Source organism: Acidimicrobiia bacterium, from assembly GCA_035948415.1.
GTDB lineage: Bacteria > Actinomycetota > Acidimicrobiia > IMCC26256 > PALSA-555 > PALSA-555.
The window spans coordinates 96181-119599 of record DASZJD010000054.1 but is presented as its reverse complement, the minus strand read 5'-3'; the positions used below and the strand labels follow the sequence as shown (position 1 = coordinate 119599).

Sequence of the window (23419 nt, the reverse complement as noted above, 5' to 3'; positions counted from 1 at the left end):
GGGACTGGTCGGCTTCGTGGAGCGCTTCGAGGCTTCGAAGCGCGAGGCCGGGAGCGCGGCGCCAGTGGCGCAGATCCTGCTGGCCCACGTCGACGACCCCCGTCAGTTCGGGGTGGCGCAGGTGAACGGAGCGGGCGAGGTCCTGCGGCTGGTCGAGAAGCCGTCGGAGCCGCCGTCCGATCTGGCCCTGGTCGGCGTGTACCTCTTCGACCGTCACGTCCACGACGCCGTCCGCTCCATTCGACCGTCTGGACGTGGAGAGCTCGAGATCACCGACGCGATCCAGTGGCTGCTCGACCACGGCCATCGAGTCCGGCACGAGGTGCTCGAAGGGTGGTGGATCGACACGGGGAAGAAGGACCCGCTGCTCGAGGCCAACCGCTACATCCTCGAGGACCTGGAGCCGGCGGTTCGAGGCGAGGTCGACGAGGCGTCGACGATCGAGGGGCGGGTCGTCATCGAGTCGGGCGCCAAGCTGGTGAGCTCACGCGTTCGAGGCCCGGCGATCATCGGTGCGAACACCCGGCTGGTCGACAGCTACGTCGGGCCCTTCACCTCCATCGCCAACGACTGCGAGATCGTGGACACCGAGCTCGACCACTCGGTGGTCCTCGAGCGGAGCCGGATCGTCGGCGTCAACGGGATCGCCGACTCGCTCATCGGCCGCGAGGTGGAGGTCACGAGATCCGGTCGGCGACCACGAGCGCTGCGGCTCATGCTCGGTGATCACTCCAACGTGGATCTCGGCTAGACCCTCTCGCCTCATGCCCACCGTCACCGAGTCGGAGGTCATCGCCGGCGTGTACGTCGCCGACCCGACCGTGGTCGGCGATGAGCGAGGCGTCTTCGTCGAGACCTACCGCCGGTCGTGGTTCCCGCAAGGTCGGGAGATGATCCAGGCCAACCGGGCCGACCGCAGGCAGGGCTCGCTCGTGGGCCTCCACTATCATCTGCACCAAGCCGACTACTGGTACGTGCCGTTCGGGCGAGCACGCATCGTGTTGCACGACCTGCGGGCGTCCGGGCCGACGGACGGCGCGACCTTGACCCTCGATCTGGGGACCCGCGCGGATGGCACGCACGACCATCGAGGCATCTTCATCCCACCGGGCGTGGCCCACGGGTTCGCGGCCCTCACCGACATGACGATCACCTATCTCGTCGACGGCTACTACAACCCCGAGGACGAGCTCGGTGTGGCCTGGGATGATCCCGCGATCGCCGCCGACTGGGGCATCATCGATCCGACCCTCTCGGGCCGTGACCGGGCCAACCCGGGACGGGCCGAGCTCCCGGCGGAGCGACGCCCCCACTGGTCCCTTCGAGCCTGACCATGCGAATCCTCGTCACCGGCGGCGCCGGCTTCATCGGCTCCAACTTCGTCCGCCACGTCCTCGCGGGCTCCGACGACCACGTCACGGTGTTCGACGCGCTCACGTACGCCGGCAACCTCGACAACCTCCGCGGCCTCGACGACGATCATCGGTACACGTTCGTCAAGGGCGACATCACCGACCGCGACGCGGTCGCGGCGGCGCTGGAGGGTCACGACACCGTCGTCCACTTCGCGGCGGAGAGCCACGTCGACCGGTCGATCGCCTCTCCCGACCGGTTCGTCCGCACGAACTGCGACGGGACCAACGTGTTGTGCGACGTGGCCACCCGCCTCGGCGTCGGACGATTCCTCCAGGTCTCGACCGACGAGGTCTACGGATCGATCGAGGCGGGATCGTTCGCCGAGACCGACCGCGTCGAGCCCCGCTCGCCGTACTCGGCATCGAAGGCGGCGTCGGACCTCATCGCGCTGGCCTACCAGGCGACCTACGGGCTTCCGGTCATCGTGACCCGCTCCTCGAACAACTTCGGCCCCTACCAGTACCCCGAGAAGATCCTCCCGCTGTTCATCACGAACCTGCTCGACGGCCAGCGGGTTCCCCTCTACGGGGACGGCCTCAACGTCCGGGATTGGTGCTTCGTCGAGGACAACTGCGCCGCGATCGACCTCGTGCTGCGACGCGGCGAGGTGGGTGAGATCTACAACATCGGGGCCGGCAACGAGATGCCGAACCGGGCCGTGACCGAGGCCGTTCTCGGGCTGCTGCGCCACGACGAGACGATGATCGAGTACGTCACCGACCGGCTCGGGCACGACCGGCGCTACTCGATCGACACCCGCAAGGTCCGCGCCCTCGGTTGGGCGCCGACCTGGGAGTTCGCGGCCGCGCTCGAGACCACGGTGTCCTGGTATCGCGAGCATCGCTGGTGGTGGGAGCCGCTGAAGCGGCGAGGGGACTAGCGACGTGCGCGTCCTCGTCACGGGCGCAGGCGGTCAGGTGGGACACGAGATCGTGAGCGCCTTCGCGGACCACGACGTCGTCGCCACGGACCACGCGACGCTCGACGTGACCGAGCGTGAGGCGGTGCTGGCGTGCGTGACCGCCTCGGGGCCGGACGCGATCGTGCACGCGGCGGCGTGGACCGAGGTCGACGCCTGCGAGGCCGACCCCGACCGCGCCCTGGCGGTGAACGGCCTCGGGACGCGGCACGTCGCCGAGGCCGCCCGCCGGGTCGGCGCGCATCTCTGCTACCTGTCGACGGATTACGTGTTCGACGGCACGAAGCCGGGCCCGTACACGGAGTGGGACGACCCCAACCCACGCTCGGTCTACGGTCGATCGAAGCTGGCGGGCGAGCGGGAGCTCGGCCGGGACCCGGCGTCGACGGTCGTCCGGCTGTCGTGGGTGTGCGGCCGGCACGGCGCCAACATGGTCAAGACCATCCTTCGGCTCGCGGGTGAGCGGGACCGGCTGGCGTTCGTCGACGACCAGCGCGGGCACCCGACGTTCGCGGCCGACGCCGCCGGCGCCATCCGGCGGCTGGTCGCCGAGCGACGACCGGGGCTCTTCCACGTGACGAACCAGGGCGTCGTGACCTGGTACGAGTTCGCGCGCGCCGTCCTCGAGTCGGCCGGGCTCGACCCCGAGCGGGTACGCCCGATCTCGACCGCGGAGCTCGACCCGCCGCGCCCGGCACCTCGACCCGCGAACTCGGTGCTCGACAACCTGGCCCTGCGCCTCTCGGGCCTCCCCCTCCTCCCCCACTACCGGGCGTCGCTCGACCGGCTCGTCGCTGAGCTCGTCGCCCGATGACACCCAGGGTCGGGGTCGTCGTCCTCAACTACAACGGCGGTGAGGTCACGCTCGCCTGCCTGCGGAGCCTGCTGGCGGCCGCCGCCGATCCCGTGCCGGTGGTCCTGGTCGACAACGCGTCGGACGACGGGATCGCGGCCCGGGTCCGAGACGAGCTCCCAGCCGTGACCGTGATCGAGAGCGCGACTAACCGCGGCTTCGCCGGCGGCTGCAACCTGGGGGTTCGCGCCCTCGGCGAGGTCGAGTACGTCGCCCTCGTCAACAACGACGCCACCGTCGACGCCGGCTGGCTGGCCCCGCTGGTCGGGACGCTGGAGTCTGACGCCAGCCTCGGCGCGGCGTGCCCGAAGATCCTCTTCGCCGATCGGTTCGTGGAGCTCACGATCGAAGCCGAGACCCACCGTCGAGGCCGGGGGGACCGCCGCCAGCTCGGCGTGTCCGTCCTCGGCGCCCGGACCGACGGGAAGGAGGCCTGGGACCGAGCCCAGACCGTGTGCGGGTTCTGGGGTCCGGAGCCCGGCCCGACGGCCGCTCGGGCCGAGTGGACCGCGGCCTCGGCCCGCCTGCGGGTGCCGGTCGGCGGCGGCGGTCCGCACACGGGCGAGCTCCTCCTGGCGGCGGCAGCGCCGGTCCGGGTGACGGTGGCGTCCGGCGGGCACCGGGTCGAGCTCGACGTGGCGACGCGGCCGACGTGGCACGAGGTGCCGCTGGACGGGCCCCCGCTCACCGTCGTCAACAACGTCGGCACCGACCTGGTCCGCGGCGGCTACGCGGCCGACCGCGGGTACCTCCAGGTCGACGACGGCCAGTTCGACGAGCCGCAGGACGTGTTCGCCTGGTGCGGTGGCGCCGTGCTCCTCCGGCGGCGATACCTCGAGCAGGTGGGCCTCTTCGACGAGCGCTTGTTCCTCTACTACGAGGACGTCGAGCTCGCCTGGCGGGGTCGCCGCCTCGGCTGGCGCTACCGCTCCGTGCCGGCGTCGACAGTCCGCCACCTCCACGCCGCGACCACGAATGAGGGATCGGCGCTGAAGCGGTACTACGACGAGCGGAATCGTCTGCTGGTGGTCGCCCGGCACGCACCGGCCGGCGTGGCGCTGCGCGCCCCCTTCCGGTACCTGCTCTCGACCGCGTCGTACGCGCGCCGCGACATCCTCAGCCCGCTGCTGCGGGGCCGCCACCCTCGACCACTCATCGTCCGGCAGCGGATCCGCGCCTTCGTCGGGTACCTGGCGCGTCTCGCCCCGATGCTGCGCGCCCGCCGCCGGGACCGGCGCCGCGGCCTCGAGGCCCCGGTCTGGGAGCCGTCGTGGGACGCGCGCCCCAGCACGACCGCGCCGCTCGAGCCCCCGCCCTGACGGGCGGCGGGCGCCGCGGCCCGGCCTCAGCCTCGGGGCCACTCCGCGTCTCCCCAGCCCCCCGGACCGAGGGCGTCGGGGAACAGCAGGCGCCGGGCGCGGCCCCGCAGCTTGCGCACCAGCTCGTCGTACTCGCCGTGCCGGGCGTGGTCGACGACTCGCCCGAGCGTGTCCCGCCAGGTCGGCGCGCCCCAGCTGTGCAGCAGCGGGTCGCCGATCAGGGCCCGTTGGCGGGGGTCCACGAGGTCGGGCGCCCGCCTCGGGGCGCGGCAGAACTCGAGCAGCGGCGCCAGCGTCCGCTGCCAGCGAAACTCCTCCACGCAGCGGCTCACGGCGGCACGACACGCGGCTCGCCGCTCCTCGTCGGTCAGCAGGACGAAGAGCGCCTCCTCCAGCGCGGCGTCGTCCTGCGGCGGGACGGTGACCCCCAGCCCGTGCAGCTCGATGAGATCGGCGAAGGAGTCACCGTGGGTGGCGACGACCGGCAACGACGCCCAGAGGTAGTCGAGGATCCGGGTCCGGAACGAGAACGCGGTCTCGACCCGGTCGAGGTGGAGGCTGACGCCCACGTCCGATTCGAGGAGGTAGTTCTGCCGGTCCTCGTAGTCGACCCACCCCTCGTTGAAGAAGACGTACTTCCCGACCAGGCCCAGCTCCTCGGCCAGCCGTTGCGTCTCGTAGCCCATCCGCATGGCGGGGACCTTCGGGTTCGGGTGCTGCATGCCCATGAAGTACGTGCGGACCTCCGGGATGCGGTGCCGGAGCCGGTCGGTGGCCCGAATGAGGGTCAGCGGGTCGAACCAGTTGTAGACGCCCCCGCCCCACAGCACGACCTTGTCGTCGGTGCCGATCCCGGGCAGGACGCCCTTCATCACGGCCCGCGTGTGGCGAGGCTCGGCGTCGCTCGCACCGAACGGCACGACCGCGATGAGCGACGCCAGGTTCTCGTTGCCGTCGTACACGGCGGCGTTGATCCGCCCGACGCCGGCGAGCTGCCCGAGCCAGAAGTCGCGCTGCTTCTCGCTGGCGCAGAGGAAGTAGTCGCCGCGCACGAGCTGCTCGTTCACCACCTCGGCGGCGATTCGCACGGCGTTGCGGCGCGCGTAGTCCGTGAGATCGCGGGTGGCTTCGAGCACCTCGAGGTGGAACGGGTCGTAGATGTCGACGACGAGCACCTTCGGAGAGTGCCGCAGCCACTGATAGTCGTCGAGCACGTGGCCTTGGAAGATCAGGACGTCGCACCAGGCTTCGAGCTCCTTGAACTCCTTGACGCCGACGTGCGAGACGGGGAAGTCCGGGTGCGAGAGCTCGCAGGTCGTGGTGCTGGCCAAGCGGACGTCGTGCTCTTGGGACAACGCGATCGCCATCTGCCAGGCGCGGATCGCCGGGCCGGCCATCTGGGGACGCAGCACGTCGGGGGTCACGATCGCGATCCGGTGCCTGGCGAACTCCTGCTGGACGCCGAAGGCGTCGGCGACGTCCTCGGCCGACGGACTCTCCGCCTGCGCGAGGGGCTCTCGGAAGAGCGGGAGCAGCTGCGCGTCCCCGACGACGCGCTGCTGTTGGACCGCCTCCCGCGCCGCCACGAGCGCGGGCATCGCCGCGGTGAAGCGCTCGGCGGCGGCGGCCCCGGCGCGGCTGCGGCCGGCCTGCAGGACGGCGGCGGCGAGGATCCGACCCAGGCGAGCCTCGTCGTAGTTCTTGTAGATCATCCCGAGCGACCCGAACGCGTGCCGGGTCGCGTCGGGCTCCGACGCCGGCCGCGGCCAGGCCCGCCCGACGACCACCGACTCGGGCACGTACCGGATCCGAAACCCTCGAAGCCAGAGCCGCCAGCCGAGGTCGGCGAACTCGACCCCCGGCGCGAGCTCGGAGTCGAAGCCCCCGACCCAGCGGAAGGCTCGCGCGTCGACGATCATCGCCGCCTCGGCGGCGAACAGCGCCTCGTCGGCGTGGTCCTCGATCGCCTCCTCGGGCTCGCCGGCGTGGAGCGCCCTCGGCTCGCCGGCGAAGGTCATGGCCGCGCCCGCGAACTCGATCGTCCCGTCCTCGGCGACGACCTTCGACGCCGCGCCGACGGCTCGGCTGTCGGTCCGCAGCGCCGCGACGGCCGCCGAGAGCCACCGTGGGCCGGGGCGCGCGTCGACCGAGAGGAAGGCCAGGCGGCCGCCGCGCGCGGCCTCGGCCCCCGCGTTGCGCGCCGCGCCGGTTCCCGACCACTGCTCGAGGCGGACCACCTCGCGGGCCCGCCTCGCCGGCGCGCTCGGCGGTGCGGCCGCGTCCGGCGGCACGACCACGATGGTCTCGACCCGCGGGCCGCCGCGCTCGAGGCCCTCGATCCGGGCGAGGGCGGCCTCCGTCGCCGCCGCGTCGGCGCCGGCGACGACGACGACCGAGACGAGGTCCGGGAGGGCGACCGGCGGGAGGAGGCGGCGGTCGCTCACGGCGGGCCCTCCCCCATCGACCACTCACCCCCGAACGAGACGAGGCCGCGCTCCTCGTGGGGCTCGCCGAACTCCACGTCGAAGCGCAGCGTCCGCTCCCGATGGTCGTACGGATGGTTCAGCGTGTAGTCGTAGACCGCGGCGGACAGGTCGTACGCGCCCGGGAGCAGCAGCAGCCGATCGACGCGGTAGTCGACCCACCCCTCACCGTCGACCTTCTCCGGCACGAGGTCGGCGTCCCGGAGGTTCGGGGCCGTCACGTAGGCACCGTCGAACCGCTGGATCCAGAAGCCGAACACCGGCCGCTCGACCGGCTCCTGCGAGCGGTAGCGGAACCGGAGCGTGATCGGGTCTCCGGTTCGCACCGTCCGCGTCGGCTCGCCATCGGCCCCGATGATCTCGACCGCCTCGACGCGCACCTCGCCCGAGCCCCAGCGGACGCCGTGCTCGCCGTCCGCGACCCGGTCCGAATGGGCCTCGTCCCGGTAGAGGTCGATGACCTCGGTCGCGGGGCCGACGGCGCGCAGCTGGCCGTGCTCCAGCAGCGCCGCGTGGGCGCAGACGTTGCGGAGGGCGGCCATCTGGTGCGAGACGATCACGACCGTCCGGCCCGACTGTCGCAGCTCGGCGAACTTCTCGAGGCAGCGCTGCTGGAACTCCGCGTCGCCGACGGCGAGCACCTCGTCGATGAGGAGGATGTCCGGCTCGACGTTGATCGCGATGGAGAACCCCAGGCGGACGTACATCCCCGACGAGTACGTCTTCACCGGGGCGTCGATGAACGGCTCGATCCCCGCGAAGCCGACGATGTCGTCGAAGCGGGCGTCGATCTGGCGCTTGCTCAGCCCGAGGATCGACCCGTTCAGGTAGAGGTTCTCACGACCCGAGAGCTCCTGGTGGAATCCCGCCGCGAGCTCGAGGAGCGCGGACACCTTCCCCCGGCTGACGATCCGGCCCCGCTCGGGGTAGAGGATCCGGGCGATGCACTTCAGCAGCGTGCTCTTGCCGGACCCGTTCTCGCCGACGATCCCGAAGGTCTCACCAGCGGGGATCTCGAGGCTGACGTCGGTGAGAGCCCAGAACTCCTGGTAGCGAGCCCTCCGCCCGCGCATGACCGTCGCCTTGAGCGAGTCGTTGCGCTCGTCGTAGAGGCGGTAGACCTTCGAGACCCCCTCGATGGAGATGGCGGGTTCGGGCACCGGTCAGACCTCCTCGGCCACTCGGCGCTGGAGCCGCCCGAAGACGGCCCACCCGACCGCGAGCGCGGCGAGCGCCGACCCGATGACGATGGCCCACGTGCCCGCAGCCGGGAACCGGGTCTCGTACAGGACGCTTCGGTACGCCTCCATGAGCCGGGTGAGGGGGTTGAGGTTGTAGATGTACCGAACCGGGAGCCGCACACCGAGCACGGTCGAGTTTCGAGGCACGTAGCTGATCGGGTACACGATCGGCGTGGCGTAGAAGAGCACCTGGAGCAGGATCGTGATCAGGTACCGGAAGTCTCGGAAGTAGACGTTGAGCACCGAGAGCAGGAGCCCGATCCCGAGCACCAGGACGGCCTGGAGGGCGATCAGGACGAGCACGACCGGGAGCCAGACCAGGACCATGTTGCCGGCGATCAGGAGGATCACCGCGAGCACGGCCGTCTCGATCAGCATCGTGATGGCCACCGAGCCCACGCTGGCCATCACCAGCAGCTCTCGCGGGAAGTAGGTCTTCTTGATGAGGTTCGCGTTCAGCAGCAGGCTCTCCGTCGACTGCACGAGCCCGTTGGCGAAGAACGTCCAGGGCACCAGCGCGCACAGCAGGAAGAAGGGGAAGCTCTTCAGGCCGCTCGGGTGTCCGGTCGGCGGCTGGACCTTCAGGAAGATCGAGAAGACGATCGAGTAGATGGCGACGTTGGCGAGTGGGTTGATGAGCGACCACGTCCACCCGAGCACGGACTTCTTGTATCGGGACCGCAGCTCGCGAAGGGTCAGGTTGGCGAGCAGCTCGCGGTTGCCCACCAGCTCGGCCAGGTGCCGCCGACGGCCCCAGTTCGCCGACGATCGCGGGCTCGTGCCGACCAGCGCGGTGTCGGCGCTGCTCACGCCGCCCACCTCGTGGGTCCGGGCAGGGCCGACGAGCGTCGCGCCCGCGGCGCCGCGCCGCCCGGTGACCGCTCGTCCGGGATGGAGCGGTGCTCCTGCCCCGTCGGTCTCATCGGCACGGCCTCGCATTCGGTCGTTGTGGGAGGTGACGCGACGAGATCGGAGGCGGGGACGGCAATTGCGGCACGATCTAACGGCGCAGGTCCGAAGATATCGGCGCGAATTCTAGCCGTTGGCACCACGTCGGGAGGACCAGCGGCACCGGCCGGATCCGCGCGCGCCCGCCGTGCGTCGGCCGGGCCGCGGCTCAGCTCGTGAGGAGCGCCCGCGCCAGGACGTCGGTGCCGAAGGCGGTCAGGATCGCGAGGTAGAGCAGGCCGGTCGTGGCCATGACCGCGGAGTAGTACTGCTCCTCCAAGGCCCGGCTGGCCGCGAACGCGAGCCCGAGCGTCGTCAACGCGCTGAGCACCCACGTCCACCCGAGGAGTCCGCCGTAACCGTCGTCGATCCGACCGTCGAGGACGCTCAGCATCCCGGTCGGCACGAGCAGCAAGCCGACCTCGAGGGGCCAGACCCAGCAGACCAGTCGCACCAGCTCCTTGATCGGGTCGCGCGGCAGCCCCGGCTGCACGAGGTACCAGTGGCCGAGGAGCATGGCGTCGGTGACGAATCCGAGGAACACCGCACCGACGAGCAGGCGAGCCGCCGAGAGCACGTACGGCCCCCCGACGACGCTCGCGGCGCCGAGCAGGGACACGACGCCCGCCAGCGGCGCGGCCAGGTCGATCGTCGGTGGGAACCCGCGCCGGTCGGCGACGGGCAGACGCCGCCGGGCCACCGACACGCCGATCGCGGCGAGCGTCAGCGCCGCCATCGCCCCGCCCGCGGCGATGCGCAGCACCGCCGCGCCGCCCCGGTCGGAGTCGCTGATCGCAGCCGCGGTTCCGCCGAGCGCGAGCACCAAGAAGACGCCTCGGACGAGCCACCCGTATCCGATGCCGACGGCGCGACGCCGGATGGTCACCCAGCCCCCGAGCAGGCCGCCGGCGGCCCACTGGAGCAGCACCGTCGAGAGGTCGAGGCGCACGGGGCCGCGTCACCCGACGATGGCGAGGTCCCGAGGCGCCGCGTTGAGCCGTCGCGGCCCGTCCTCGGTGGCGACCACGATGTCCTCCAGGCGGAGACCGAAGCGGCCCGGCAGGTAGACGCCCGGTTCGATGCTGAACACGTGCCCGGCTCGCAGGGGGCGCGCGTTGTCGGCCACGAGGTACGGGTCCTCGTGCGCCTCCATGCCGATCCCGTGGCCGGTGCGATGCACGAAGAACTCGCCGAGTCCGGCCTCATCGAGGGCGCGGCGCGCGACCGCGTCGACGTCGCTGCAGCGTGTGCCCACCGTCGCCGAGCGCACGGCTGCTTCCTGGGCCTCGGCGAGGATCTCGTAGTCGTCGCGGACCTCGGCGGCCGGGACTCCGACTGCGTACATGCGCGTGATGTCGGAGCAGTAGCCGTCCATCGTCCCGCCGAAGTCGCAGACGACCACGTCGCCGGCTGCGATGACGCGGTCGGCGGGCTCGTGGTGAGGGCTGGCGCCGTTCGGGCCCGATGCGACGATGGCGAAGTTCGCACGCTCGTGCCCCTGGTCGAGCATGCGGTCGACGACCTCCCGGGCGACGTCCCGTTCGCTGCGACCCCCGAAGGGCCGCTCTCGCAGCGACGCCGCGATCTCGTCGACGGCCGATGCCGCCCGCTGCAGCGCGGCGATCTCGTCGGCGTCCTTCACGACCCGCAGCGGCGCCGTGACGCGGTTGGCGGGGATGAACTGGGCCTCGGGAAGCGACGCCTCGAGCGCGAGCACGAAGCGGGCCCACGTCTGATCGCCAATGGCCACGACACCGGCGCCTCGGACGCGGTCGGCCACGAGCTGGACCGGGTCCTCGGTCTCGCTCCACGGTCGGACCGTGAAGACCTCCGGGCGATCGACGACGCGGGGCGCCTCGAGCTCCGGGACGACGAGGACGGCTTCCTCGTGACGCGGGACGACGAGCATCGTGAGCCGCTCGAGCGGGAGCGCGGCGTAGCCGGTCAGGTACGGCAGGTCGGGTCCGACCGAGACGCACAGGGCGTCAACGCCGAGCTCGCCCATGCGCGCGCGGGCGCGCTCCATCCGGGTGGCGTGCATCAGCGGTCCTCGGTGAGCGCGGGCAGGCCATCGATGCTGGCGACGTTCTTCTCGCCCCAGTAGGCCTCCACCCCCTCCGGTCCCTTCCGGTCCGCCCACTCGATCAGCTGGGACCGCTCGCCTTCGTAGCGAAGGTGGGGGACGGCGTAGCCGCACGACGTCGAGACGCGGCTCACCGCGACGCGGATGACGCTCCGGGCCCCCGGGAACGCCCGCCATCGGGCGAGGAACGGCTCGGCGTCGGGCGACCCCGTCGGCAGGACCTCGCCGCGGCCGTAGATGCGCACGATGTTCGGCTGCCCCTCGAAGGCGCAGAACATGAGCGTGATCCGCCCGTTCTGGCGGAGGTGCGCGATGGTCTCGGCGCCGCTGCCCGTGAGGTCGAGGTACGCGACCTCGCGGGGGCTGACGACCGCGAAGGTGTCGAGACCCTTCGGCGAGCAGTTCACGTGCCCGCCCGTCGTGGGCGCGGTCGCCACGAAGAACACGTGCTGGGCCGCGATGAAGGCCCGGACCGGGGGCGTGATCTCGTCCAAGACGCGACCCATCTCAGGACCGGCCGAGCGGCCGGCGTCGCGTGCGTCGAGCGGGACCAGGGCTTGCCGGCAGGCGGCCGTTCCGGCTCGCGTCGATCGCCGCGTCGCCGAGGCAGCCCGCGGCGACGGTGACGCTGGGGTGGGCGGCGTTCACGAAGCCGCGGCGGTGGTCGCCGAACCGGACGCGGCAGCGGTCGCTCGCCGGGCGTGGTAGCTCGAGCGAACGAGCGGGCCGGCCTCGACGTGCGCGAACCCGAGGCCGCGCGCGTAGTCCCCGAGCCGGCGAAACTCCTCGGGTTTCCACCAGCGAACGATAGGCAGGTGATCGCGGGACGGACGCAGGTATTGCCCGACGGTCAGAATGCTGACGCCGACGGCACGAAGGTCGGTCATGGCGGCGCGGACCTCGTCCTCGGTCTCGCCGAACCCGAGGATGAGGCCGGACTTGGTGAGCAGGCCACGGTCCGCGGCGCGGGCGAGCACGCCCAAGGAGCGTGCATAGCCGGCGCTCGGACGGACCGCCCGCTGGAGTCGAGCCACCGTCTCGAGGTTGTGGTTCAACACGTCCGGGGCGGCGTCGAAGATCGTGGCCAGCGAGCTCACGTCTCCCTTGCAGTCGGGGATGAGCACTTCGACCGCGGTCTGCGGAGTGCGGGCGCGAATGGCCCGGATGGTCGACGCGAAGGCGGCGGCGCCTCCGTCGGCGAGATCGTCTCGCGCCACGCTCGTGACGACCGCGTGCGCCAGGCCGAGCGTGGCGACCGCCCGCGCCACCCGCTCGGGTTCGTCGGGGTCGAGCGGCGCCGGCCGCCGGGTGTCGACCAAGCAGAAGCCGCAGGCCCGAGTGCATCGAGCGCCGAGGAGCATGAACGTCGCGGTGCGCTCCCCCCAGCACTCGTAGATGTTCGGGCACCCGGCCTCCTCGCAGACCGTCCGCAGGTCGAGCGTGCGCATGAGCCGCTGCGTGGCTCGATAGCCCGAGCCGAGGTCGGCGCGCACCCGCATCCAGGGCGGGCGGCGGAAGGCCGGGTCCTCGACCGGAGGCTCGACGCCAGCTTGCCGGAGCCGCACCAGGATCGGCCGTTCCGCGACCGGGCGCTCGCCGTCGCTCGGACCGGTCGGCGCGGCTGGCCGTAACGCGACGTCTTGCCGCTCGACCGCGTCGTAGGCGAATTCACGGGCGAACCGGGCGACGACGGCATCGTGCACTGCTCGGAGCGACGGGAGCCCGCCGAGCTGCCGGGCCATCGAGGTGACGCCTTTGTCCCGGATGCCACACGGGACGATGTGGTCGAACATGGCCAGATCCGGATCGACGTTGAGGGCGAAGCCGTGGCGAGTGCGGCCGCGGGCGACGCGGACGCCGATCGCCGCGATCTTCTCGTCGCCGACCCACACGCCCGTGAGCCGCTCGCGCCGACCGGCGTCGACGCCCAGGTCGCCGAGCGCGGCGATGAGGACCGACTCGAGCCGGCGGACGTAGCCCACGACGTCGCGGATGCCGTCGCCCCAGCCGGGGATCGAGACGATCGGGTATCCCACCAGCTGCCCGGGACCGTGGTAGGTGACGTCCCCACCGCGGTCCGTGCGCACGAGCGTGGCCCCGACTGACGAGGGTGGGACGAGCACGTGGGCCGGGTCGGCCCGCGTCCCAAGCGTGTACACGTGCTCGTGCTCCAAGAGGAGCAGGTAGTCCTCGGCACACCGCGCGTGCAGCGCCCGCTGGACCGCGTCCGCCTCGTGATAGCGGACCCGTCCGAGCCACCGAGCGTGCAGCACGGGGCTCAATGGAGCTCGGCCGCCCAGTCGCGGTCCTCGAGGTTCCGCTGCATCGACCGGAGGAACGCGGCCGCGTACGCCCCGTCGAAGGCGCGATGGTCCCACGTCAGGGCCAGGATGCCCACATGGCGGATCGCGATCACGTCGTCGCCGTCCGGACCCACGACGACCGTCGGACGCTTCCGCACGCCGTCGGTGGACAGGATCGCGACCTGCGGCTGGCTGATGATCGGGAGTGTGATCAAGGTCCCAAACGGTCCCGGGTTGGTGATCGTGAACGTCCCGCCGAGCACCTCGTCCGGCATGAGCTGCTTGTTGCGGGCCCGATCGGCGAGGTCCCGAATCTCTCGCGCCAGCAGCCGCACTCCCTTCGCGTCGGCGTTCTGGATCACTGGCGCGATGAGTCCCTCAAAATCCAGGTCCACGGCGATCCCGAGGTTCACGGCCCGATGGACGATGAGCGCGTCGTCACCGACGCTGGCGTTGACGTTCGGAAACTGTTGGACCGCGGCGCCCAGCGCGCGCGCCACGAAGGGCAGGTAGGTCAGCCCGAAGCCTTCCCGCGCCTTCCACTCCTCCTGGTGGTCGGCTCGGACTCGGGCGACGCGCTCGAAGTCGACCTCCATCGACGTGTAGACGTGCGCGCTCGTCGCCTTCGATCGAACCATGTGCTCCGCCGTTCGGCGACGGATGTTCGAGAAGGGGACGACCTCGTCGCTGGTTACGGGGGGCGGCGAGACCGCAGCCGACGGCGCGGGCGGGGCTGCCGGTGCCGGCGCCAAGGTCGGCGGCACCGCCGGTGGCGGCGCGGCGGCCGCGGGGCGCGCCGGCGGCGCCGGCGTCAGCGCGGGGGCGGGCGCGACCGGCGGCGTGGGCGCCGCGCCGGCCCGTTTCGCGGCCGCGGCGGCGAGCACGTCCGCTCGCGTGATGCGCCCCCCGTCACCGGTGGCGCGGACCTGCGACGGGTCGAGCCCGTGTTCAGCCAGGAGGCGGCGCACGATCGGTGACGTCACTGCTCCGCTGCCCGGCGCCGCCGGCGGAGGCGGAGCCACGGCGGGCTCCACGGCGGGCGGCGGCGGCGCGGGAGCCAGGGCCGGGGTCGGCTCCACCCCGGGCGTCGTCACCGACGGTGCGGGCGGCGCAGGCTCTAGGGGCGCCGAGGGCACCAGCGGCGGCGTCGCGGTGGGCGCCGGCGGTGGAGCGGGAGCTGGCGCGGGCGCCGGGGCTGGCTCCGGCGCGGGCGCCGCCGCTGGTTCGGGGGCCGGGGCCGCGCCCGGCGTCTCACCCATCACGGCCAGCACGGTGCCGACGGCCGCGGTCTCGCCCTCGTTGACGCGGATCTCCGACAGGTATCCGGCGGCGGGCGCCGGCACCTCGGAGTCGACCTTGTCGGTCGAGACCTCGAAGAGCGGCTCGTCGGCCTCGACCCGGTCACCGACGTGCTTCAGCCAGCGGGTGATCGTTCCCTCTGTCACCGTCTCGCCCAGCTGGGGCATCGTGATGTCCACCGGCTCCTCCTGGGTCGCGGGCTCAGCCGTGCAGGGCGCGGCCGGTGAGCGCCAGGACCGACTCCCCGAACAGCTCGCTCAAGGTCGGGTGGGCGTGGATCAGCGGCCCGATGTCACTCGGTGTGGCCTCCCAGTTGACGGCGAGGTAGCCCTCGGCGATGAGCTCGGTGGCCCACGGACCCACGATGTGCACCCCGAGCACGGGCCCGTCCCGCTCGGCCACGATCTTCACCAGGCCATCGGCCTCGCCGACGATGACGGCCCGGCTGTTCCCGGCGAAGCGGTGGACCGAGGTCACGATGTCGAGCCCGCGCTGCCGGGCTTGCTCCTCGGTCAGACCGGCGAACGCGACCTCCGGATGCGAGTAGATGCCCCAGGGGACGGCGTCGTAGTTGATCGGCGTGACGTCCTCTCCGAGGAGGGTCTTGATCGCGACGATCGCCTCCGAGAACGCGACGTGCGCGAGCTGCGGCGACGCGATGACGTCGCCGACGGCGTAGACGTCGGGCACGGCGGTCCGCAGATGGTTGTCGACGACGACGTTGCCGCGGTCGTCGAGCTCGATCCCCGAGCCCTCGAGTCCGGCGCCCTGGGTTCGAGGCGCGCGCCCGACGCTCACGATGACCTTGTCGACCACGACGGTCGTGGTCTCGCCTCCGGACTCGTATCCGACGGTGAGGTCACGAGTTCCCTCGATGCTGCTGACGCGGATGCCCGAGTGACAGGCGATCGAGCGCTTCCTCAGGGCCCGCTGCAGCGCGTCGGAGGCGTCAGCGTCGGCGCCGGGGAGGATGCGGGGCAGCGCCTCGAGGAGCGTCACCTCGGCGCCGAGGTCGGCGAGCAGCGACGCGAACTCGCAACCGACCGCGCCGGCCCCGATGATCGCGACTCGGCTCGGCACCTCGTCGAGCTCGAGGACGTGGTCGGAGGACAGGATCCGCTGCCCGTCGAAGTCCAACCCCGGAAGGGGACGCGCGGTCGATCCGGTGGCGAGGATCAACGCGTCCCCGAGCAGCTCGGTGCCGTCCGACACTCGGAGATGGTGCGCGGCCGCGTCGATGATCGAGCCGGTCCCCGCCACGACGGTCACCTTGCGTCCCCGGAGCAGGGACTCCAGGCCTCGGGTCAGCCGGTCGATCACCTGGTGCTTGCGAGCCTGGCTGATCGAGAGGTCGAGGGACGGCTGGCCGGCGTCGACGCCGAACTCCTTGGCGCCGGCCACGGTGCGGAGGACCTCGGCCGTCTGCAGCAGCTCCTTCGCCGGGATGCAGCCCTGGTGGAGGCAGGTGCCGCCGACCCGCTGCTCCTCCACCATCGCGATCCGCAGTCCCGCCGCGGCGCCGTACAGCGCGGCCGCGTACCCGCCGGGCCCGCCGCCGAGGACGACGACATCGAAGTGCTCCGCCACGCCTGCTCCTCTCGTCGGCGCTCATTCTTCCCTATCGGTCCGGGCCCACCCGGACGAGCCGGGCTCAGCGGGCGATCAGGATCTGGATGGCGGAGGCGGCCAAGATCGCCACCGCGCAGAGCGCGGCGAGCACGATGAGCGTTCGCGTACTCACGGTCTCATCTTGCATGATCCGGGCGCGACTTCCGGCCGACCGGTGGTCCGTCAGTAGGCTGCGCCGCGGTGTCGCAACGCGCTCAACGGCTGATCGCAGCCGCCCGGCGACCGGTGCCCGAGGGGACCTTCGTGGTCGGCGCCGGGCTCATCGTGTCCGGGATCACCACGTACGGGTTCCAGATCCTGTCGTTCCGGGCCCTGGCCAAGCCCAACTACACCGCGCTCAACGCGCTCTGGGTCTTCGTCTTCGTGCTCGCCCCCGGGTTCTTCCTGCCCCTCGAGCAGGAGGTGGCCCGAGCGGTGTCGGACCGACGGGTCCGGAGGATCGGCGGCGGGCCGGTCACGATGCGGGCCGCGTACCTCGGGGCGAGCCTCGCCACCGCGCTCGTCGTCCTCACGATCGCCGCCGCCTTCGGGACCCCGATCGTGGACAAGATCTTCAACGGCAACGCGGGCCTGATCGTCTGCCTCGGGATCGCCCTCCTCACCTACTTCACCGAGCACCTCACCCGGGGCACGCTGGCCGGCAACGGCCGGTTCGGCCCCTACGGCATGATCCTCGGCGCCGAGGGCGTCATTCGCCTGCTGCCGTGCGCGGTCCTCGCCTTCGCCGGGGTGGCCAACCCGTTCTACTACGGCCTCTGCCTCGCCGTGCCCCCCGTCTTGGCCACCGCGGTGTCCGTGGCCGGACAGCAGGGGCTGCTCGCACCGGGGCCGGAGGCGCGGTGGTCCGAGCTGTCGACCAACCTCGGCTACCTGCTCGGGGGGTCGCTGTGCGCCCAAGCGTTGAGCTACGCCCCGTTCCTCGGGGCCCAGCTCCTGTCGACGAGCAGCCAGAAGAAGGCGGTCGCCGACTTCATCGTCGGCCTGTTCCTGTCTCGGGTGCCGATCCTGCTGTTCCAGGCGGTGCAGGCGGCCCTGCTCCCGAAGCTGGCCGCGCTCGCGGGCTCCGGCCGCCACGACGAGTTCCGGAGGAGCCTGCGCAAGCTGGTGACCGTCGTGGTCGCGATCGGCGCGATCGGCGTGCTCGGCGGGGGGACGGTCGGGCCCTTCGCGGGGAAGATCCTCTTCGGCAGCAAGTTCCATCTCGGGAACGCCGACGTGGCCCTCCTCGCCGCGGGGAGCGCGCTCTTCATCCTCGCCCTGACCCTCGCGCAGGGCCTCATCGCCCTGATGGGCCACGCCAAGGCCTTGGCCGGCTGGATCGCCGGGCTCATCGGCTTCGTGATCTACGCCGGCACCGCCGGCGGCGACCTCTTCGTCCGCGTGGAGGTCGGGTTCATCGTCGGGGCGGTCATCAGCGCCGGCGCCATGGGCGTGATGTTGCTGCGGCAGATTCGGGCCGGCGTGCCGTCGGACAGCCTGGCCGAGCTCGTCGAGCAGATCGAGCACGAGCCGCTCGAGTTGTGAGCTCGGAGCCACGCCTGCGCGTGGCGCTCGACGCGACGTCGTCGCTCGGGGTGCGGACCGGGGTCGGGAACGTCGCCGGCGGGCTCCTCGAGCACCTGGCGGCTCGCACGGACCTCGACGTCACGGCCTTCGCCATCACCTGGCGGGGACGCAACCGCCTGGCGGGCACCCTGCCCCCCTCCGTCCACGCCGCCACCCGCCGCTTTCCGGCCCGGCTGACGCGTGCGCTCTGGCCCCGCATCGCGTGGCCTCGCGTCGAGCGATGGACGGGGCCGGTCGACGTGGTCCACTCGCTCCACGTCGCGCCGCCGGCTCGGGCGCCGGTCCTGCTCACCGTTCACGACTTGACGCACATCCGCTACCCCGAGCTGTCGAGCCCCGAGGCGCGCCACTATCCCCGGCTGGTCCAGGTCGCGGTGGACCGGGGGGCGACGATCCACACCTACAGCCAGTTCGTCGCCGCCGAGGTCCGCGACCACTACCGCCTCCCCGCCGAGCGCGTCGTGACCATCGCGCCCGGGCTCGACGCACGACCGACGGGCGACGCCGCCCGTGGCCGCGGCCTGGCCGGGAGCGAGCGATACGTCCTGGCGGTGGGGACGGTCGAGCCCCGCAAGAACCTCCCGACCCTCGTGCGGGCCTTCGACGCGCTGGCCGCGACCGATCGGGACCTGGCCCTCGTCGTCGCGGGGCCTGACGGCTGGGGGGTGCAGGCCTTCCGGGCCGCAGTCGCGCGGGCCGGTCACGGCGACCGGGTGCGGCGGCCGGGCTGGCTCGACGATCGCAGCCGCGACGACCTGCTCGCCGGCGCCTCGGTCCTCGCCTACCCGTCGGTCTACGAGGGGTTCGGGCTGCCACCGCTCGAGGCGATGCGGGCCGGCATCCCCGTCGTCGCCTCGAACGCGGGGCCGCTCCCCGAGGTGCTCGGCGACGCCGCGCTGCTGATCGACCCCGGCGACGCGGACGAGCTCGCGAGCGCGCTCGCCCGTGTGCTCGACGACGAGCAGCTCCGTCGCCAGCTGTCCGAGCGCGGGCGAGCCCGCGTGGCTCGGTACGGATGGGACGGATCGGTGGAGCGGTTCGCCGCCACGTACCGCGCCCTCGGGCGCCGCTGACGGCCGGCGCTCGCGCCGGCCTCCGGGCACCGGCGGCTCGACGCCGGCAGCCACGGAGCGGGTCGGCCGGGCGACGTCGGTATCCTCCGGACCGTGGCCGTGCCTGCCTTCAAGGAGTGGGCGGTGGTCGTCCGGGCCCTGCTCGCCGGCGAGCAGATCCTCGACGTCCGCAAGGGGGGCCTCCGCGAGGAGGGCCGTCACTTCGCCGTCCGGGCCCAGCGGTGCTGGCTGTACCCGACGGTGGAGCACCAGCGCGAGGACCTCTTGAAGCCCGCGTACCGGCGGTGGGTCCACGAGACCGAGGCGGCGGCGCCCCCCGAGGACGAGGTTCGGATCGACGGCTGGGCCGAGATCACGGGCGCCGTCACGGTGACCGAACCGGAGGAGCTGGCCGAGCTCGACTCGAAGCTCATCTGGACCCCGGACTACGCGAGCAGCCGCCTGAGCTGGAAGCGCCGGGACCCGCTGTGGGTCCTGGCCGTCCGCGCCTACCGGCTCCGCGAGCCGGTCGTGGCGCCGTTCGACCCCGCCTACCGGGGCTGCACGTCCTGGGTGGACGTGGCCGGCCTCCCAGACGACCCGTCGTCGGTGCCCGCCGAGCCCGCGCTCACCACGGCGACCTTCGAGGCCCGCGTGCGACTCGTGGAGCAGCAGCTGGGCCGCCCGCTGGAGCCGCTGGCGGCCTGAGCGGACGCCCGCCCGGCTTCAGACGGCCCGGGCTCGCCGCAGCGGGCGGTGCGGTCGGTAGCCGCGGTTGCCGGCCTCGGCCAGGGTGTCGGGGGCGAAGGCCGCGAACTCCTCCGAGTCCATCAGCTCGGCGACGGCGGCCTCGACGTCCGGGTCATCGGCGTCGAGGTCGTAGACGACCTGGGTGCGCTTGTCACCGAGGTAGCGGAAGGCCTCGAACCGGGTTGGCCGCGCCACGGCGGGCAGCGTAGCGACGGGCAGGCGGCGGCCACTGGACGCGGCGGTGCGGGGCGCGAACGCCCCGCACCGCCATCGGCTGTCGGTTGCGTCGACCCGAGAGCGCGGGTGGGACCAATCCCCGCCGGGTGGACGCCGGTGCGGCGGTTGGATTCCGCCAGGCGGTCCAGCCAAGGTGTGACCTAACGGCCGCGCACCTCCAGGGTCCCGTTTCGATCATGCATGCGTGGACCACCTCCTTTCCCTGGTGGCTCCACTTGTAGCACGCCGACGCCTCAGCCCGAGGACGATTCGCCGGCGTCGTCGAGGTTGAGGGTCGGCGGCCCGACGGCGCCGATCGCGCGCAGGTAGTCGAGCTGGGTGGCGACGACCCCGTGCACCTGCTCGGGGAGGTACGCCTCGCCGGTGGCGGCGGAACGCTTGAGGATGTAGGCGATGGTCTCGGCGCCGCCGAACACCACCGGGCCGGCGGGGCCGTGCTCGGAGCCGTTGCCGGCCACCCCCTTGTTCCGGAAGTACTCGATCTCGAAGTCGAGGATCCGACGGACGTCGTCCGGGGTCAGCGTGGCGGCCACGTCGTCCGGGAGCTCGGCGACGACGTAGTCGAACGCGTCGTCGGGGTCGAAGAGCGCCGGCGGCGGCCGGCGGGCGATGCGGCCCGCCTCCCGCACCACGAAGACGGCGGCGATCGCCAGGACCAAGCCGACCGCCAGCATGCCGGCAATCAGTGGCACGGGCGCAGGTTACCGGCGGCCCGCGCCGCCCCGGCCGGGCGGATCAGGTGATGGGGACGTGCAGGCGGGCGGCGAAGGCAAGGACGACCGAGGTCGTGGCCAGCAGCCACGCGGTGCGGAGCACGAGGTCCTCCACCAGCGCCGTCATGACCGAGCCTCCCTCGACCGCGCTCCCGCGGCCTCCCCACATACATCGGCGGCTGAGGGCCGCACTGGAGCGCGAGAACCGCCGGAGGCGGGCCCTTGTTCCGCCCGGGGCCGGGAGCTCGGGTCAGATCCCGATGCGCTGCGCCAGCAGCTCCCGGTGGTAGGTGGCGTCGCCGAGGAGGATCTCGGAGCTCTTGGCCCGCTTGAAGTAGAGGTGCGCGGGGTGCTCCCAGGTGAACCCGATGCCCCCGTGGATCTGGATGTTCTCGGCGGCGGCGTGGAAGTACGCGTCCGAGCAGTACGCCTTGGCGAGGCTGGCCACGACCGGCAGCTCCTCGTTGTCCTCGGCCGCGGCCCACGCCGCGTAGTAGGCGGCGGACTTGCCCGACTCGACTTCGAGCAGCATGTCGGCGCACTTGTGCTTGATCGCCTGGAACGAGCCGATCGGGCGCCCGAACTGGACGCGCACCTTCGCGTACTCGACCGACATGTCCAGGACCCGCTGGGCGCCGCCGACCATCTCGTTGGCCAGGCAGACCGCGGCCTGGTCGAGGGTCTTCGACAGCGCCGTCCACCCGGCGCCCGGCTCGCCCAGCGGCGCCGCGGCGACCCCGTCGAAGTCGAGGCGGGCCTGCTTCCGGGTCTGGTCCATCGTCGCGAGCGGGGTCCGGGTGAGCCCCTTGGCGTCGGCGTCGACCACGAAGAACCCGATCCCGTCCGCTCCGGTCGTCCCGGCCTGGCGGGCCACCACGATGATCGTGTTCGCGGTGTGGCCGTCGATCACGAACATCTTCGACCCGGCGAGGGTCCACGAATCCCCCGAGCCCTTGGCCTCCATCGTGATCCCCGAGGCGTCCCACTTCCCGTTCGGCTCGGTGAACGCCAGGGTCGCGATGGTGTCGCCCGCGGCGATGCCCGGCAGCAGCTCCCCCTGCTGGGCGTCGGTCCCAGCGTTCATGACCGCGTTCGCGGCCAGGCAGACGGTCGAGAAGTACGGGGCGCAGAGCAGCACCCGGCCCATCTCCTCGAGCACGATGCCGAGCTCCACGAACGAGAACCCCTGGCCGCCGTGAGCCTCGGGGAGGTGCAGGCTCTGGAGCCCGAGCTCCTGGGCCATCTGGGCCCAGACGGCCGGGTCGTAGCCCTCGGTGGTCTCCATGAGCCGCCGGACCTCGGCCTCGGGGCTCTTGGCGTCCAGGAACTTGCGCACCGCGTCCCGCAGCTGCTCCTGCTCGTCAGAGAACGCGAAGTTCATTCCTTCTTCCCCTTCCTCAGCGGGGCTCGCGCGGGAGCCCCAGCACCCGCTCCCCGATGATGTTGCGCTGGATCTCGCTCGATCCGGCGTAGATGGTCTCGGCCCGGCTGAACAGGAAGATCCGGTGCAGCTCGTCGAGCTCGTAGCCGGGTCCGTCGTCCGGCAGGCACAGCCCGTCGGCTCCGAGCACGCGCAGGGCTCGTTCGCCGAGGGTGCGGTGCCACGTGCTCCAGTAGAGCTTCCCGATGCTCGCCTCGGGGCCGAGCTCCCCCCGCTTGACGAGGCTCGTGAGCATCCGCATGCCGTTGAACTTCATGATCTGGACGCCGCAGTAGGAGTCGGCGAGCTCCTGGCGGACGATCGGGTCGTCGGCGACGCCGTGCTCGCGTGCGGCGTCGACGACCTCGGCCAGCTCGCGCGAGAACCGGAGCTGCTGCGACAGGAATGCAGTCCCGCGCTCGAAGCCGAGCGTGGCCATCGCGACCTTCCAGCCGTCGTCGACCTCGCCGAGCACGTTGGCGACGTCGGTGCGCGCGTCCGAGAAGAACACCTCGTTGAACTCGGCGGTTCCGGTCATCTGTCGGAGCGGACGCACCTCGACGCCGGGCTGGTCCATCGGGATGAGCAGGTACGAGAGCCCGGCGTGGCCCTCGGAGCCCGCGGCCGTGCGGGTAACGCAGAAGCACCACTGGGCTCGGTGCGCCAGCGTGGTCCAGACCTTCTGGCCGTTCACGACCCACTGGTCGCCGTCTCGGACCCCGCGGGTCTGGACGCCGGCGAGGTCGGAGCCGGCACCGGGCTCCGAGTAGCCCTGGCACCACAGCTCCTCGACCGACTGGATCTTCGGCAGGAACCGGCGCTTCTGGTCCTCGGTCCCGTAGGCGAGGAGCGTCGGCGCGAAGAGCCCCTCACCGAAGAGGCTGATCCGAGCCGGCGCGTCGGCCTTCGCGTACTCCTCGTTGAAGATCACCTGCTCGGCGAAGCTCGCGGCCCGGCCACCGAACTCCTCCGGCCACGCCAGGCCGAGCCAGCGGTCCTTGCCGAGCAGCTTCTCCCAATCGACCCGGGTGTCCCAGGCGGTCTCGTCCGCGGGCCCACCTCGGCCACCGAGTTCGGCGAACTCACCGGTCAGGTGCTCGGCCAGCCAGGCCCGGACCTCGTCCCGAAAGGCTGCCTCGCTCGGCGAGTCGCGAAAGTCCATGGCGTCGGGTGACGCTACTCCGGCCC

Annotated in this window: 21 protein-coding genes; 8 read left to right on the top strand and 13 right to left on the bottom strand. The window is 72.2% G+C overall.

Translation table 11 applies throughout. The features are described 5' to 3' along the window. The 5 genes from VG869_07710 to VG869_07690 form a co-directional block, all read left to right on the top strand. Nucleotides 1–751: sugar phosphate nucleotidyltransferase (locus VG869_07710; GenBank protein HEV3451076.1), on the top strand; the 751-nt coding region annotated here is incomplete at its 5' end. Between the two features lie 13 nt (nt 752–764). Beyond that, the gene (locus VG869_07705) at nt 765–1331 is read left to right on the top strand and encodes a dTDP-4-dehydrorhamnose 3,5-epimerase family protein (GenBank protein HEV3451075.1); all 567 of its coding nucleotides are present in this window, start codon (nt 765–767) and stop codon (nt 1329–1331) included. Nucleotides 1332–1333: 2 nt separating this feature from the next. Continuing rightward, on the top strand, nt 1334–2296 hold the full coding sequence (gene rfbB / locus VG869_07700; protein ID HEV3451074.1) for a dTDP-glucose 4,6-dehydratase: 963 nt from the start codon (nt 1334–1336) through the stop codon (nt 2294–2296). A 4-nt stretch (nt 2297–2300) separates the two neighbouring features. Next, nucleotides 2301–3149 carry a dTDP-4-dehydrorhamnose reductase gene (rfbD, locus tag VG869_07695; GenBank protein ID HEV3451073.1) on the top strand — a complete coding sequence of 283 codons (849 nt, stop codon included), beginning with the start codon at nt 2301–2303 and terminating at the stop codon, nt 3147–3149. Then, a complete protein-coding gene (locus VG869_07690) occupies nt 3146–4507 on the top strand; it encodes a glycosyltransferase family 2 protein (GenBank protein ID HEV3451072.1) in 1362 nt (453 codons plus the stop codon). Before rfbD ends, VG869_07690 begins: the two co-directional genes overlap by 4 nt. A gap of 26 nt (nt 4508–4533) precedes the next feature. Here the strand turns inward: VG869_07690 and VG869_07685 are convergent, their stop codons facing one another. From VG869_07685 to lpdA, 9 genes are all read right to left on the bottom strand, one after another. Beyond that, complete coding sequence (locus VG869_07685) at nt 4534–6951, bottom strand: glycosyltransferase (protein ID HEV3451071.1); 2418 nt, start codon at nt 6949–6951, stop codon at nt 4534–4536. After that, entirely contained in the window at nt 6948–8150 is a 1203-nt protein-coding gene (locus tag VG869_07680) for an ABC transporter ATP-binding protein (protein HEV3451070.1), read from the bottom strand. Before VG869_07680 ends, VG869_07685 begins: the two co-directional genes overlap by 4 nt. Nucleotides 8151–8153: 3 nt before the next feature. Then, entirely contained in the window at nt 8154–9041 is an 888-nt protein-coding gene (locus tag VG869_07675) for an ABC transporter permease (protein HEV3451069.1), read from the bottom strand. 307 nt (nt 9042–9348) lie between these two features. Beyond that, nucleotides 9349–10128 (bottom strand): hypothetical protein, encoded by a 780-nt coding sequence (locus VG869_07670; protein HEV3451068.1) that lies wholly within the window; start codon nt 10126–10128, stop codon nt 9349–9351. Nucleotides 10129–10137: 9 nt separating this feature from the next. Further along, nucleotides 10138–11220 (bottom strand): Xaa-Pro peptidase family protein, encoded by a 1083-nt coding sequence (locus VG869_07665; protein HEV3451067.1) that lies wholly within the window; start codon nt 11218–11220, stop codon nt 10138–10140. Continuing rightward, a complete protein-coding gene (locus VG869_07660; GenBank protein HEV3451066.1) occupies nt 11220–11768 on the bottom strand; it encodes a pyridoxamine 5'-phosphate oxidase family protein in 549 nt (182 codons plus the stop codon). Before VG869_07660 ends, VG869_07665 begins: the two co-directional genes overlap by 1 nt. A 138-nt stretch (nt 11769–11906) precedes the next feature. Then, the gene (lipA, locus tag VG869_07655) at nt 11907–13535 is read right to left on the bottom strand and encodes a lipoyl synthase (GenBank protein HEV3451065.1); all 1629 of its coding nucleotides are present in this window, start codon (nt 13533–13535) and stop codon (nt 11907–11909) included. Between the two features lie 5 nt (nt 13536–13540). After that, nucleotides 13541–15043: a dihydrolipoamide acetyltransferase family protein gene (locus VG869_07650; GenBank protein ID HEV3451064.1), complete on the bottom strand. Its 1503-nt coding sequence runs from the start codon at nt 15041–15043 to the stop codon at nt 13541–13543. A gap of 22 nt (nt 15044–15065) precedes the next feature. Then, nucleotides 15066–16451 carry a dihydrolipoyl dehydrogenase gene (gene lpdA / locus VG869_07645; protein HEV3451063.1) on the bottom strand — a complete coding sequence of 462 codons (1386 nt, stop codon included), beginning with the start codon at nt 16449–16451 and terminating at the stop codon, nt 15066–15068. Nucleotides 16452–16673: 222 nt separating this feature from the next. On the opposite strand from lpdA, the gene VG869_07640 reads away from it, so the two are divergent. The 3 genes from VG869_07640 (at nt 16674) to VG869_07630 (ending at nt 19819) form a co-directional block, all read left to right on the top strand. Then, nucleotides 16674–18017 carry a hypothetical protein gene (locus VG869_07640; GenBank protein HEV3451062.1) on the top strand — a complete coding sequence of 448 codons (1344 nt, stop codon included), beginning with the start codon at nt 16674–16676 and terminating at the stop codon, nt 18015–18017. Then, entirely contained in the window at nt 18014–19132 is a 1119-nt protein-coding gene (locus tag VG869_07635) for a glycosyltransferase family 1 protein (GenBank protein HEV3451061.1), read from the top strand. The genes VG869_07640 and VG869_07635 overlap by 4 nt, the downstream gene beginning before the upstream one ends. A gap of 93 nt (nt 19133–19225) precedes the next feature. Next, entirely contained in the window at nt 19226–19819 is a 594-nt protein-coding gene (locus VG869_07630) for a DUF1802 family protein (protein ID HEV3451060.1), read from the top strand. Between the two features lie 18 nt (nt 19820–19837). Here the strand turns inward: VG869_07630 and VG869_07625 are convergent, their stop codons facing one another. The 4 genes from VG869_07625 to VG869_07610 form a co-directional block, all read right to left on the bottom strand. Then, the gene (locus VG869_07625; GenBank protein HEV3451059.1) at nt 19838–20056 is read right to left on the bottom strand and encodes a hypothetical protein; all 219 of its coding nucleotides are present in this window, start codon (nt 20054–20056) and stop codon (nt 19838–19840) included. Nucleotides 20057–20331: 275 nt separating this feature from the next. Then, entirely contained in the window at nt 20332–20790 is a 459-nt protein-coding gene (locus VG869_07620; GenBank protein ID HEV3451058.1) for a hypothetical protein, read from the bottom strand. A 271-nt stretch (nt 20791–21061) separates the two neighbouring features. Beyond that, entirely contained in the window at nt 21062–22192 is a 1131-nt protein-coding gene (locus tag VG869_07615; GenBank protein HEV3451057.1) for an acyl-CoA dehydrogenase family protein, read from the bottom strand. A gap of 16 nt (nt 22193–22208) precedes the next feature. Continuing rightward, on the bottom strand, nt 22209–23393 hold the full coding sequence (locus VG869_07610) for an acyl-CoA dehydrogenase family protein (protein ID HEV3451056.1): 1185 nt from the start codon (nt 23391–23393) through the stop codon (nt 22209–22211). Between the last annotated feature and the right edge of the window lie 26 nt (nt 23394–23419).